General features: G+C 69.0%; 11 protein-coding genes. All 11 read left to right on the top strand.

The features are described from left to right. Nucleotides 1-43 precede the first annotated feature (43 nt). The 11 genes from SIDU_RS07250 to xrtA all read left to right on the top strand — a co-directional run bounded on the left by SIDU_RS07250 (nt 44) and on the right by xrtA (nt 13,544). Nucleotides 44-1,555, top strand: coding sequence for an acyl-CoA ligase (AMP-forming), exosortase A system-associated (locus SIDU_RS07250; RefSeq protein ID WP_007682843.1), 1,512 nt, complete (start codon nt 44-46; stop codon nt 1,553-1,555). Beyond that, nucleotides 1,552-2,784 carry a pyridoxal-dependent decarboxylase, exosortase A system-associated gene (locus SIDU_RS07245; RefSeq protein ID WP_007682844.1) on the top strand — a complete coding sequence of 411 codons (1,233 nt, stop codon included), beginning with the start codon at nt 1,552-1,554 and terminating at the stop codon, nt 2,782-2,784. Before SIDU_RS07250 ends, SIDU_RS07245 begins: the two co-directional genes overlap by 4 nt. A 146-nt stretch (nt 2,785-2,930) precedes the next feature. Then, nucleotides 2,931-3,575 (top strand): XrtA/PEP-CTERM system exopolysaccharide export protein, encoded by a 645-nt coding sequence (locus tag SIDU_RS07240; RefSeq protein WP_007682845.1) that lies wholly within the window; start codon nt 2,931-2,933, stop codon nt 3,573-3,575. Nucleotide 3,576: 1 nt separating this feature from the next. Next, nucleotides 3,577-5,088, top strand: coding sequence for an XrtA system polysaccharide chain length determinant (locus SIDU_RS07235; RefSeq protein ID WP_007682846.1), 1,512 nt, complete (start codon nt 3,577-3,579; stop codon nt 5,086-5,088). 13 nt (nt 5,089-5,101) lie between these two features. Continuing rightward, the gene (locus SIDU_RS07230) at nt 5,102-6,034 is read left to right on the top strand and encodes a P-loop NTPase (protein ID WP_007682848.1); all 933 of its coding nucleotides are present in this window, start codon (nt 5,102-5,104) and stop codon (nt 6,032-6,034) included. Further along, entirely contained in the window at nt 6,034-7,620 is a 1,587-nt protein-coding gene (locus SIDU_RS07225) for a hypothetical protein (RefSeq protein WP_073507129.1), read from the top strand. The genes SIDU_RS07230 and SIDU_RS07225 overlap by 1 nt, the downstream gene beginning before the upstream one ends. Nucleotides 7,621-7,650: 30 nt before the next feature. Beyond that, nucleotides 7,651-8,886, top strand: a complete 1,236-nt coding sequence (locus tag SIDU_RS07220) for an XrtA/PEP-CTERM system-associated ATPase (protein ID WP_007687003.1) — start codon at nt 7,651-7,653, stop codon at nt 8,884-8,886. Nucleotides 8,887-8,894: 8 nt separating this feature from the next. Beyond that, entirely contained in the window at nt 8,895-9,740 is an 846-nt protein-coding gene (locus tag SIDU_RS07215; protein ID WP_007687005.1) for an XrtA system polysaccharide deacetylase, read from the top strand. After that, nucleotides 9,737-10,798, top strand: a complete 1,062-nt coding sequence (locus tag SIDU_RS07210) for a FemAB family XrtA/PEP-CTERM system-associated protein (RefSeq protein ID WP_007687007.1) — start codon at nt 9,737-9,739, stop codon at nt 10,796-10,798. Before SIDU_RS07215 ends, SIDU_RS07210 begins: the two co-directional genes overlap by 4 nt. Continuing rightward, nucleotides 10,795-12,024: a TIGR03087 family PEP-CTERM/XrtA system glycosyltransferase gene (locus SIDU_RS07205; RefSeq protein ID WP_007687009.1), complete on the top strand. Its 1,230-nt coding sequence runs from the start codon at nt 10,795-10,797 to the stop codon at nt 12,022-12,024. Before SIDU_RS07210 ends, SIDU_RS07205 begins: the two co-directional genes overlap by 4 nt. Further along, complete coding sequence (gene xrtA / locus SIDU_RS07200) at nt 12,024-13,544, top strand: exosortase A (RefSeq protein ID WP_007687010.1); 1,521 nt, start codon at nt 12,024-12,026, stop codon at nt 13,542-13,544. Before SIDU_RS07205 ends, xrtA begins: the two co-directional genes overlap by 1 nt. Nucleotides 13,545-13,553 lie beyond the last annotated feature (9 nt).

Below are 13,553 nucleotides of genomic sequence, written 5' to 3'. Positions count from 1 at the left end.
GGAGATGGAGTTAAGCGATTCCCCCGCGCCCAGGGCGGCCCCCATGATCGATGGCGCGCAGGTGCGGCCGATCGACCATCTGCTGCTGCGCGGCGACCCGGAACGGCCCGCGCTGGACGGGCGGTCGGGCACGCAAAGCTATGCCGAACTGGAAGCGACATTGGGGCGGCTGGCGGCATGGCTGGCCGGATTCGGGCTGGAAAAGGGGGCGCGAGTCGCAAGCTGGGTCGCAAAGGGCCCGGTCGCTGCGCTGATGCCGCTCGCCGCGCCCCGCGCCGGGCTGGTCCATGTGCCGGTCAACCCGCTGCTCAAGCATGCGCAGGTCGCGCATATATTGGCGGACAGCGGCGCGTCGCTGCTGATCGGGACGGCCAGCCGCCTGGCGACGCTGGCGCCGGGCGACGTGCCGGAACGATGCGACCTGCACCGGGAGGACGATGCGGCCTGCGCGATGAGCGGCGGGGAGGCGCTGGCGCCGTCCCATGCCGCGCCGGACGAACTGGCCGCGATCCTCTACACCAGCGGATCGACCGGGCGGCCCAAGGGCGTGATGCTGAGCCACGCCAATCTCTGGCTGGGCGCTGTATCGGTGGCGGAATATCTGAAGCTGGCGGCGGAGGACCGGACGCTCTGCCTGCTCCCCTTCAGCTTCGATTATGGGCAGAACCAGTTGTTTTCGACCTGGTTCGCCGGCGGATGCGCCTGTCCGCTCGACTATCTGACGCCGCGCGACGTGGTGAAGGCGGTGGACCGGTGGGACATCACCACCCTGGCGGGGGTGCCGCCGCTCTGGGTGCAGTTGACCGAGCTGGACTGGCCCGCCGACGTGGCGGCGAAGCTCAGGCGGCTCACCAACAGCGGAGGGGCGCTGACGCGGCCCCTGGTGGCGAAGTTGCGGGCGCTGTTTGCGCGGGCGGACCTCTACCCCATGTATGGGCTGACGGAGGCGTTCCGCTCCACCTATCTGCCGCCCGCGCTGGTGGACAGCCATCCCGACAGCATGGGATCGGCCATTCCCCATGCGGAGATACTGGTCGTTCGTCAGGACGGTTCGGTGGCGGGCGACGACGAGGCGGGCGAACTGGTGCATTGCGGGCCGCTGGTGGCGCAGGGCTATTGGCGCGATCCGGCGCGCACGGCGGAGCGGTTCAGGCCTGCGCCCGCGGCCTCCCGCTATGGCGGCATGGCGGTGTGGTCGGGCGACACCGTCCGCCGGGATGCGCGGGGACTGCTTTATTTCGTCGGACGCGACGACGCCATGATCAAGTCCGCCGGCAACCGCATCAGCCCCACGGAGGTCGAGGAAGCCGCCGTCGCGGTGGAGGGGATTGGCGAAGCGGTGGCGCTGGGCGTCCGGGACGATCGGCTGGGGCAGGCGGTGCTGTTGTTGTTGCGCGGCGCTTCGCCGGAGCTAAAGGCGCAGGTGGAGGCGCGGCTTCGGCAGGAGCTTCCCAATTTCATGCAACCGCGAGAGATCGTCATGCTGTCCGAATTTCCCCGCAATCCCAATGGCAAGATCGACCGCGTGGCGCTGGCGAAGGAATTTGCGGCATGAAGCCGATGGGACCGATCCCGCCCTTCTTCGCGGGCGAGGAGGGCATGTTGCTGATCGGCGGCTGCGGCGCGGCGAGCCTGGTCGAGGAGGCCGGGGACACGCCGCTGTTCGTCTATGACATGGGCATCGTAGAGGGGCAGGCGCGGGCCTTTCGCGACGCCATGCCCGCGGCGCTGTCGCTCCATTATGCGGTGAAGGCCAATCCCCATGCCCCCCTGCTGGAGCGGATGGCGAAGCTGGTCGACGGATTCGACGTGGCGTCGGGCGGGGAACTGGCGCGGGCGCTGGAGGCGGGGATGGACGCTGCCCATATCAGCTTCGCCGGGCCGGGAAAGCGCGACGATGAACTGATCGTCGCCATAGACAGCGGCGCGACGATCAACCTGGAGTCGGAGGGCGAGGCGCGGCGGGCCATCGCGCTCGCGGAGCGGCGCGGCAGGACGCCGAAGCTGGCGGTGCGGGTGAACCCGGATTTCGACCTGAAGGGGTCCGGCATGCGCATGGGCGGCGGGGCCAAGCCCTTCGGCGTGGACGCGGAGCGCGCGGCGGCGCTGGCGCGCCGGGTGATCGAGGCCGGGGGCGAGTGGCGCGGCTGGCATATCTTCGCCGGCAGCCAGGCGCTGGGGGCGCAGGCGCTGATCGAGACGCAGGCGGCGACGGTCGATCTCGCCGCCCGCCTGTCCGAAGCGGTGGGGGCGGCGCCGCCGCTGGTCAATCTGGGCGGCGGCTTCGGCATTCCCTATTTCCCCGGCGACGAACGGCTGGACATCCGGCCCATCGGGGATGCGCTGGGCGGGATGCTCGACCGGCGGGCGGACATATTGCAGGACAGCGCCTTCGCCATGGAACTGGGCCGCTGGCTGGTGGGGGAGGCGGGGGTCTACCTCACCAGCATCGTCGATGTGAAGAAAAGCCAGGGCGAAACCTTCGTCGTCGTCGACGGCGGGCTGCACCATCAACTCGCGGCGAGCGGCAATTTCGGCACGGTGGTGCGCCGCAACTATCCCATCGCCGTCGCCAATCGCTTCGGGGAAGCCCCGGCGGAGGATGGCGTGACGGTCGTGGGTTGCCTCTGCACGCCCATCGACAGGCTGGGCGACAAGGTCGCGCTGCCGCCGGTGGAGGAGGGCGACCTGGTCGCGATCTTCCTGGCGGGGGCCTATGGCGCCTCGGCCAGTCCGGCTGCTTTTCTGGGTCACCCGGCGCCTCGGGAACTGCTGATCGGCTGATTTTAATCAACTGATTTGCCAATAACTTAACTCCTAACGCTATTTTTACCCTTTGGGGGCAAGAAGGCCGTCGAAGCTGAATGCTCGACGGTTGCCGGCGCCTCCCCTTGGCGGTTGTCGGCGCGGCCGCGAAAAGGGGTGAATCTATGCGTTTCCTGTCACTTTCCCGCGCGTTGATCGGCGTGTCCCTGCCGGCTCTGGCTCTTTCGGGCTGCGCTTCGGGCGGGGGCGCGCCCAACCTGCCGCCGGCGTCCTTCGTTTCGACGCAGGAGGGGCCGGGCGAGGAATATGTGATCGGCCCGCTCGACGACCTCACCATCTTCGTCTGGCGCAATCCCGACCTGGGCGCGAAGGTGCAGGTGCGGCCCGACGGGCGCATCACCACGCCGCTGATTTCCGACATGCCGGCGGTCGGCAAGACGCCCCGGCAACTGGCCGACGACCTGAAGGTGGCGCTGGGCAAATATATCGAAAATCCGCTGGTGTCGGTGATCGTCAACAATTTTTCCGGCACTTTCAGCCAGCAGGTGCGGATCGTGGGCGCGACCGAAAAGCCCGCCTCCATCCCCTATCGCGCCAATATGACGCTGCTCGACGCGATGATCTCCGTCGGCGGCCTTTCCGAATATGCGGCGGGCAACAGGGCGAAGCTGGTCCGCTTCAACAAGGAAACCGGCAAGCAGCAGGAATATCAGGTCCGCATCGGCGACCTGCTGAAGCGCGGGGACAGCAAGGCGAACGTCATGCTGGCGCCCGGCGACGTCATCATCATTCCCGAAAGCATGTTCTGACATGGCGGCGCTGGTCGACGAACTGCTGGTCATCCTGCATGGCCTCTGGCTCCGCCGCTGGCTGGCGCTGGGCGTGGCCTGGGGCGTGTGCCTGGCTGGCTGGCTGGGCGTGGCGCTCATCCCCAACAGCTATGAATCCAAGGCGCGTGTCTATGTGAACACCCAGTCGCTGCTGGAGGACAAGGTGGGCATCACCCAGGTCCAGGCGCAGCAGGACCTGGACCGCCTGCGCCAGACCCTGGCCAGCACGGCCAATCTGGAACGGGTGGTGAAGGAGACCGATCTCAACCGGACGGTCGACGGGCCGCGCGACCTGGCGGCGAAGATCACCAGGCTGCGCGAGACGATCACCGTCATGGCGCAGCTTGACCCCAGCATGATCGACATCAGCGCCACATGGGCCGATTCGGGCCTGTCGGACGGCGCCAATGCGCGCATTTCCCAGCAGATCGTGCAGAAGCTGGTCGACATATTCCAGGAAACCAACCTGTCCTCCGACAAGGTGGAGACGAGCCAGAGCCTTGCCTTCCTGGACCAGCAACTGGCGGCGCGGGGCAAGCAGCTTGCCGCCGCCGAACAGCGCCGCGTGGAATTCGAGCAGCGCTATGCGGGCATGTTGCCGGGCGCAGGCTCCATCGGCCAGCGCATGGACGCCGCCCGGTCGGAGATCAACAGCATCGAATCGCAGCTTGTGCAGGCGCAGAGCGCATTGGCGGCGATGAACGGGCAATTGGCGGGCACGCCGCAGACGCTGCCGGGCGTGGGCGCTTCGGGCGCTCCCTCGGCCCTGGCGCAGGCGCAGGCGGACCTTGCCTCCATGCGGGCGCGGGGCTTCACCAACAGCCATCCGGACGTGATCGCGGCCCAGCGGCAGGTGGACCTGCTGCGCGGGCAGGGCGGCGGCGGCGGGGCGGGCACGCCCAACCCGGCCTATCTTTCGATCCGGTCGATGCAGGCGGAACGCGCCGCGACGGTGCAGGGGCTTTCCGCCCGCAAGGCGCAGTTGCAGGCGGACCTGAACGCCATGGCATCCCGCCAGACGGACGAACCGGGTCTTGCCGCCGAGCAGGAACGGCTGGACCGCGACTATCAGGTGCTCAAGACCCAATATGACAAGATGCTGGCCGACCGCGAGGAAATCCGCCTGCGCGGCGACGTGAAGTCGGAGACCGGATCGGTCCAGTTCCGCATCGTCAATCCCCCCAGCCTGCCGACCGCTCCGGCCGCGCCCAACCGGCCGCTGCTGCTGTTGGGCGTGCTGGTCCTGGGGCTGGGCGCGGGCATCGGCACGGCCTTTGCCGCGGCGCAGCTGAAGGGCGGCTTCCCCAATGCGGCGCGGCTGGAAAAGGCGCTGGGCGCCTGCGTGATCGGATCGATCAGCCAGACCGTCAACGCGGCGCAACTTGCGGCGGAAAGGCAGCGGATGAAGTGGTTTGCGGGCGCCAGCGGCGGCCTTGCGGCGCTGTGCCTGTTGCTGATCGTCATCGAATTCGTCCAGCGCGGGCTGGCCTGAGGAGGGACCGGAGATGAACAAGCACAAGTCCCTTTCCGGCGGATCGCTGATCGAGCGGGCGACCGAAATCTACGATTTCAGCGCGGCCCTGCGCGGGCGCGCCGCGCCGGCGGTGGAGGTGCCGGAGGGCGAGCCGGTGGTGGAGATCGCGCAACCCGCGCCCGCCGCCGCCGAAACGCCGGTCCCCGCCCATCGCGCCCCGGACTGGATGGGGCCGGTGCAGCCGATCGACCGCATCGCGCTGGTCGAGGCGGGCTATCTGCTGCCCGACGGCCCCGTCACCGCGATGAGCGAGGAGTTCCGGCTGCTCAAGCGCGACCTGCTGGCTGAACTGGCGGGCAATGCGCGGGGCAACCGGGTGCTGGTCTGTTCCGCCCATAGCGGGGAAGGAAAGAGCTTCTGCGCGATCAACCTGGCGCTCAGCCTGGCGGCGGAAAAGGATCGCGAAATCCTGCTGGTCGACGCCGATTTCGGCAAGCCCGGCATTCCGCAGGCGCTGGGCCTAGCGGCGGGGCCGGGCCTGATGGACGCGCTGGCCGATCCGGCGGTGGCCATAGAGGATTGCGTGCTGCGCACCGACATTCCCTCGCTCTCCGTCCTTCCGGCCGGGCAGCGGAGCAACAACGACACCGAATATCTCGCCTCCGCGCGGACGGAAATGCTGCTGGACCGGCTGACCGAGGGGCGGCCCGACCGCATCGTCCTGTTCGATTCGCCGCCCTTGCTGGCGGCGTCTCCGGCGGCGGTGCTGGCCGGTCATGCCGCCCTCGCGCTGCTGGTCGTGCGGGCGGACAGGACGACCGAAGGCGCGCTGCGCGACGCGGCCGGGCTGCTCAAGGGCGCGTCCAAGGTGAAGCTGCTCCTCAACGGCGTGAACTTCGCCACCGGCGGGCGCCGTTTCGGCGGCTATTATGCCCAGGGCCATGACGGGGAGCATGCGGGCTGATGATCTCTCGCATCGCCCTTATTCTCGCGGCCGTCGCCCTGGCCTCGCCCGCCCTTGCGCAGGACGGGGAACGCAAGGTCGACGTCGCGCCCTATCTGGGCATCGACCAGGTCGTGGTCGCGCCGATCCAGGGCGGCGGCGACGTGCTGACCTATACCAACGTCACCGCGGGCGTGACCGCCAGCATCCAGACGCGGCGGCTGGAGGCCTCCGCCGACCTGCAATATGCGCACAGCTTCGGCTGGGGCGGCGACCTTAGCGACCAGGACGTCATCAGCGGCATCGTCAGCGGCCAATATGGCCTGGCGCGCGGGCTGACGCTGAACGCGGGCGGCCTTGCGGCGCGGGTGCGGACGGACGGGCTGTCGGGCGCGTCGGTGCGCAACGACGGCTATAGCAGCCAGGTCTATGCCGGCTATGTCGGGCCGTCCTATGTCACGCGGCTGGGCGACCTGGACATCGGCCTGTCCTATCGCCTCGGCTATGCGCGGCTGGAGGATGACGTGAATGTCGACTTCCCCGGCGCGCCGCTGGGGAACGGATTTGCCGAGTCCACCACCCATGACCTGATGGGATCGGTGGGCGTGGGGCCGGGCGTGTGGATGCCGTTGGGCCTCGTCGCCAGCGCGGGCTATGGCCGGGAGGATGCGAGCCAGCTCGACCAGCGGTTCGAGGACGAATGGGCGCGGCTGGACGCGACCCTGCCGGTGTCGCCCACGCTCGCCCTGATCGGCGGCGTGGGTTACGAGAAGATCGAGATCAGCCAGCGTTCGCCCCTGCTGGACGGCAACGGCGTGCCGGTGATCTCCTCCAGCGGCCGCTACGTCACCGACGAAGGATCGCCGCGCCAGCTGATCTACGATTTCGACGACATCATCTGGGATGTCGGCGTGCTGTGGCGGCCGAGCCACCGCACGTCGCTGACCGCGCGGGTGGGCGAACGCTATGGCGGCATGACCTATTCGGGCAGCTTCATCTGGCAGGGGCGCGACAAGTCCTTCGCGCTGGTGGTGTTCGACGGCATCGACAGCTTCGGGCGGGTCATCACATCCGACGTGGCGGCGCTTTCGGGCAGCGACCTCGACATCGTGCGCAACCCCTTCACCGGCGACTTCACCGGCTGCGCCTTCTCCACCACCGGCGGCGGGCAGTGCTTCAACGACGCGCTGGCCGGGGTCACGGGGGTGAATTTCCGCTATCGCGGCGTCGCGGCCCAGTTCGCGGCCGAACGCGGGCCATGGGGGATGGGCATCGGCGCCGGCTATTCGCAGCGCAAGTTCGTGACGCCTTCGGGCGAGACCGTGCTGGTGCGCGGCTCGCGGGACCAGAACTGGTACGGCAACGCCTCGCTCACCTATCGCGTCGACAGCCGGTCGAGCATCGATACGGCGGTCTACGCCAATTATTTCGACGCCAGCGGCAACCGGCTGGACGTGCTGAACCTGGGCGCCTTCGCCAGCTATTACCGGCTGGTCACGCGCAATTTGCAGGCGTCGGCTTCGGTCGGCCTCGACAGCGCCAAGGCGGACGATCTGGACGCCGTCATCAACGCCATGGGCCAGTTGGGCCTTCGCTACACATTTTAAGCCAATGCCCGGTCGGGTGGAGAGATGGACATGTACGATCAGTTCTACGGATTGCAGGGACGCCCGTTCCAGCTGACGCCGGACCCGCATTTCTATTTCGAGAGCGCGACGCACCGCAAGGCGCTGTCCTATCTGGGCTATGGCCTGGCGCAGGGGGAGGGCTTCATCGTCATCACCGGCGACATCGGCGCGGGCAAGACGACGCTGGTCGGGCACCTCATGAACACCATCGACCCTTCGCGGCTGACGGCGGTGAAGATCGTGTCCACGCAGGTCGAGGGCGACGACATGCTGCGCCTGGCCGCGCAGAGCTTCGGCCTGGCGGTCGACGGGAGCCCCAAGGCGCAGATCTTGAAGCAGATCGAGGGCTGGCTCCATGCGCAGGCGCGGGCGGGCAAGCGGTCGCTGCTGATCGTGGACGAGGCGCAGAACCTGCCGATCTCCGCCATCGAGGAATTGCGCATGCTCTCCAACTTCCAGTTGGGCGGGCAGTCGCTGTTGCAGATATTCCTGCTGGGCCAGCCGGAATTTCGCGACCTGCTGAAGTCGCCGGAACTGGAGCAGCTTCGCCAGCGCGTGATCGCCACCCATCATCTCGACCCGATGATGCGGCGGGAGGTCGAACCCTATATCCTGCATCGCCTGTCGCTGGTCGGCTGGCAGGGCGATCCGCAATTCACGCCGGAGGCCTTTGCCGCCATCTATGCCGCGACCGGCGGCGTGCCGCGCCGGATCAACGTGCTGGTGAGCCGCGTGCTGCTGCTGGGCGCGCTGGACCGGCTTTCGGTGATCGATGCCGAGGTGGTCTATGCCGTGGTGAGCGACATGGGCGCGGACGCCGACGTGACGCCGGAACCGATGGCGCCCAGCGTGCTGGACGATGCGGAGGAACTGGCGGACATGCCCGCCGCAGCGCCCCTTGCGGCCGATCCCGCGGTTTCGGAGGAGGTTGCGTCCCTGCGCGCCGAGGTCGAGGCGTTGAGGGCGGCCAGGCCCGATCCGGCCGCGGACCTGCTGGAGGAGATCGCCTCCCTGCGGGCGGAGATCGACACGCTTCGGGCCGAGAACGACTTTGCCCGCAGCGCGCCGAGCGTCGATCCCGAAGCGCTCAAGGACTGCTTCACCCTGGTCGAGGAGCGGCTTTCCACGCTGGAGTTCCGCGTCACGGAGCAGGATACGGCGCTGCGCCGGGTGCTGACGCTGCTGGTCGAATGGGTCGAGCGCGAGGAAAAGCTGGGCGAGGCGCAGCAAAGCGCCGCCGCCTGACCGGACCCATGCTGAACGCCCTATCCGTCGACGTCGAGGACTGGTTCCAGGTCGGCGCCTTCGAGCGCACGATCCGGCGCGAGGATTGGGCGGGCCTGGCCCATCGCGTCGAGGGCAACACCGATGCGGTGCTGGCGCTGTTCGAGGAGGCGGGGGTCAAGGCGACCTTCTTCACGCTCGGCTGGGTGGCGGAACGCTATCCGGCGCTGATGCGGCGCATCGTCGATGCGGGGCATGAGGTCGCCAGCCACGGCTATGACCACAAGCGGGTCTTCACCTTCGACGGGGCGCAGTTTCGCGCCGACCTGCGCCGGTCGCGGGCGATATTGGAGGATGCGACCGGGCAGGCGGTGACCGGCTATCGCGCGCCCAGCTTTTCCATCGACCGGCGCAATCCCTGGGCGCATGAGGTGCTGGCGGAGGAGGGCTATGCCTATTCCAGCAGCGTCGCGCCGGTCCGGCACGATCATTATGGCTGGCCCGAAAGCCCGCGCTTCGCCTGGCGGCCGGTCGAGGGATCGCCGCTGGTCGAACTGCCCGTGACCACCGCGAGGTTCGCGGGCCGGACGCTGGCGGCGGGGGGCGGCGGCTTCTTCCGTCTGCTGCCCTATGGCTTTTCGCGCTGGGCGATCCGGCAGGTGAACCAGCGGGACGGGCGACCGGCGATCATCTATTTCCATCCCTGGGAGATCGACGCCGAACAGCCCCGCGTCCAGGGCGCGCCCCTGCGATCGCGGGTGCGGCATTACAGCAACCTGTCGGTCATGGCGGCCAAGCTGCGCCGCCTGACGCGGGATTTTTCCTGGACCCGCGTGGATGCGCTGGCGGCGCAAGAAGCGGAGCGGGCGGCATGATGGCGGGGGAGATGCTCGTCACCAGACTGAACCTTGCCGATCCGGCGCAGCGGGATGCCGCGGACGGCTTCGTGATGGCGCATCCGCAGGGGACGCCCTTCCACCGGCCGGCCTGGTTGACGGGCGTGGAGCGGGGGACGGGCAACCGGGCGCATATGCTGGCCGCCGTCGCGCCTTCGGGGGAGATTGCGGGGTTGCTGCCGCTGCATCATGTGCGCAGCGCCCTGTTCGGGCAGGCCCTGGTGTCGTCGGGTTTTGCCGTCGACGGCGGGATTCTCGCCAGCGACCCGGCGGCGGTGCCCGCGCTGGCCGCCGCCTGCCAGGGCATGGCGCGGGACGGCGGCATCGCGTCTGTGGAGATTCGCGGCGGTCCGGCGCCGGGCGAGGGCTGGACGCTGCATGAGGGCAGCCATGTCGGCTTCGCCCGCCCCATCGCGGCGGACGACGAGGCAGAACTGCTGGCCGTGCCGCGCAAGCATCGGGCGGAATTGCGCAAGGCGCTGGCCAATGACGCGCTGCGCGTCGAGATCGGGCGGGATGCGCGGCATCGACGGGCGCATTACCGCGTCTATTCGGAAAACGTGCGCAATCTCGGCACGCCGGTCTTCCCGGCGCGGCTGTTCCGGGAGGTGCTGGCGGCCTTTGGCGAGGATGCGGACATATTGGTGGTCCATGAGGGCGAGCGGCCGGTCTCCGCGGTGCTGACCCTCTATCACCAAGGGCGGGTCATGCCCTTCTGGGGCGGCGGGATCGCGGATGCGCGGCGGCTGCGGTCCAATGAACTCATGTACTACCGGCTGATGGGCCATGGCCGGGCGCGGGGCATGCGCGTCTTCGACTTCGGCCGGTCCAGGACGGGCAGCGGCCAGGCGGCGTGGAAAAGGAGCTTCGGCTTCGATCCCGCGCCGCTTTCCTATCATGGCTGGTCGGCCACGGGCGAGCGGCGGGACGTCAATCCCGACAGCCCGCGCCACCAGCGGCGGATCGACCTCTGGAAGAAGCTGCCCCTGCCGGTCGCGAACCTCATCGGACCGTTCATCGCGCGGGGGCTGGGGTGAGGGGGGAGATACTCTTCCTCTGCCATCGCATCCCCTTTCCGCCGGATCGGGGCGACAAGATCCGGTCCTATCACCTGCTGGAGCGGATGGCGGAGATCGCGCCGGTCCATGTCGGCTGCTTTGCCGACGATGCGCGGGACATGGGCTTTGCGCCGGACATGGCGAAGATGACCGCCAGCCAATGCGTGCTGATGCGCGACCGTTCGCGCATCGCGGCGGGCCTGAAAGGGCTGGCGAAGGGGCAGCCCCTGCTGGTTTCGCTGTTCGATCATCCCGGCCTGCATCGCTGGGTCGCGAAGACGCTGGCGGAGCGTCCCATCGCGGCGGTCGCCGCCTATTCGGCGCAAATGGCGCATTTCGTGCCCGCGCTGCCGGAGGGGGTGCGCTTCGTCATGGATTTCGTGGATTTCGATTCGGCCAAATATGCGGCCTATGGCGCGCAAGGCTTCGGCCCCATGGCCTGGATCAACCGGCGGGAGGGGCGCGCGCTGCTGGATTTCGAGCGGAAGGTCGCGGAGCGGGCCGACCTCTGCGCCTTCGTCAGCGAAGCGGAGGCGGCGCTGTTCCGGCGGGCGAGCGGGCTGGGGCCTGACCGCATCGTCGGCGTCGACAATGGCGTGGCGCTGGACTTTTTCGATCCCTTGGCGGATTTCCCCGCCGTGGACCGGCCGGAGGGGCGGCTGCTCGTCTTCACCGGGCAGATGGACTATCGCCCCAATGCCGAGGCGGTGGAGAGCTTCGCCCGCGAAACCCTGCCCGCCATCCGCGCCCGCCGTCCGGATGCGATCTTCGCCATTGTCGGGCGCAATCCCGCGAAATCGGTGCAGGCGCTGGCGGCCCTGCCCGGCGTGGTCGTGACCGGCGCCGTGCCCGACGTGCGCGGCTGGCTGGCGGCGGCGGACGCGGTGGTGGCGCCGCTGCGGATCGCGCGCGGCATCCAGAACAAGGTGCTGGAGGCGATGGCCATGGCGCGGCCCGTGGTCGCATCGCCGCAGGCCGCCGAGGGGATAGACGCCCGCGACGGCGAGCATCTGCTGATCGCCGCCGACCCCGCGCAGGAGGCGGAGGAGGTGCTTGCCCTGCTATCCGACCCGGAGCGCGCCGCGCGGATTGGCCATGCGGCGCGATGCCGGATGGAGGAGCGCTACCGCTGGTCGGCGACGCTGGCGGCGCTGCCGGACATGCTGTTCGGATCGCCCGGCGTCGGCGGCATGAGGGCCGCCTGATGGAAGACGCGCTTCCCATGCGGCCGGAGGTGAAGCTGTCGGGCTGGCGCGGTCATCTGACCGCGCTCGCCATCGTCGCCTGCACGATCCTGGCGCTGTTCCACCGCGACCTGCTGGGCATGGTCGCGATCTGGTGGAACGCGTCGACCTATGGCCATTGCCTGTTCGTTCCGATCCTGGTCGCATGGCTGGTGCAGCAGCGCCTTCCGGGCCTGCGCCGGCTGGAGCCTTCCGCCTGGGCGCCGGGGCTGCTCTGGCTGGGGCTGGGCGCTTTCGCCTGGATGCTGGGCGCGGCGGCGGGCGTCGCCGTGGTCCGCCATGGCGCGCTGGTGATGATGTTGCAGGGTTCGGTGATCGCCCTGCTGGGACCGGCCGTGGCGCGGGCGCTGCTGTTTCCCCTGTTCTACGCCTTTTTCATGGTGCCCTTCGGCGAGGAGATCGTCGCGCCCCTGCAACTGGCGACGGCGCATATCAGCATGATCCTGCTCGGCCTGACCGGCGTTCCCGCGCAGATGCAGGGCATATTCATCACCACGCCCAATGGTTATTTCGAGGTGGCGGAGGCCTGTTCCGGCGCGAAGTTCGTGATCGCCATGACCGCCTATGGCCTGCTGGTCTGCAATGTCTGCTTCACCAGCTGGAGGCGGCGGGTCGCCTTCATGGTCGGCGCGCTCTCCCTGTCCATATTGGCGAACGGCGTGCGGGCCTTCGCCACCATCTTCGTCGCGGAAGTGACCACCATCGATGCGGCGGCGGGCTTCGACCATGTGGTCTATGGCTGGCTGTTCTTCGCCGTCATCATGATCGTGGTGATGGCGATCGCCTGGCCCTTTTTCGACCGGCAGCCCGGCGACCCCTGGTTCGATCCTGAAGATCTGCGCCATAAGGGCCATTCTGCGACGGGCGCCGTCGCGGGCGTCGCGCTGGCGATGATCGTGGCCGCGCCGCTCTGGCTGGCGGCGAGCGCGGCGGCGGGCCAGCCCCTGCCCGGCGCGCCCGCGATGCCGCAGGTCAAGGGTTGGGTCCGAAGCGACGAGCCGCCGCTTCGGCCCTGGCAGCCGCGCTTCGACGGCGCCGATCATCTGGCCATGGCGCGATATGGCGATGCCAAGGGGCAGGTCGTCGATCTCGCCATCGCGACGTTCGACCGGCAGGACGAGGGGCGCGAACTGGTCGGCTTCGGCCAGGGCGCGGCCGGCGCCGACAGCGGATGGACCTGGTCGCAGCCCGCCCCCGCGCCCGGCGATGCGCGGGGCGAGCAGATCACCGGCCCCGGCCGCGTGGTGCGCCATGTCGTCAGCTTCTACGTCGTCGGCGGGGGCAGACCCACCGGCAGCGCCCATCTGGTCAAGCTGGCGACGATGAAGGCGCGCCTGCTGGGCGGCGACCGGCGCGCCGCCGCCATCATGGTTTCGGCGGAGGAACGGGCGGGGCGTTCCGCCGATGCCGCCATCGCCGCTTTCCTGCATGATCTGGGCGATGTGAAGGATTTGGCTGACCGCAGCCTTGGAACCCGCTAAGACCCTTCG

This window comes from Sphingobium indicum B90A (assembly GCF_000264945.2).
Taxonomy (GTDB): domain Bacteria; phylum Pseudomonadota; class Alphaproteobacteria; order Sphingomonadales; family Sphingomonadaceae; genus Sphingobium; species Sphingobium indicum.
This window is presented reverse-complemented; position numbering and strand designations above follow the sequence as displayed.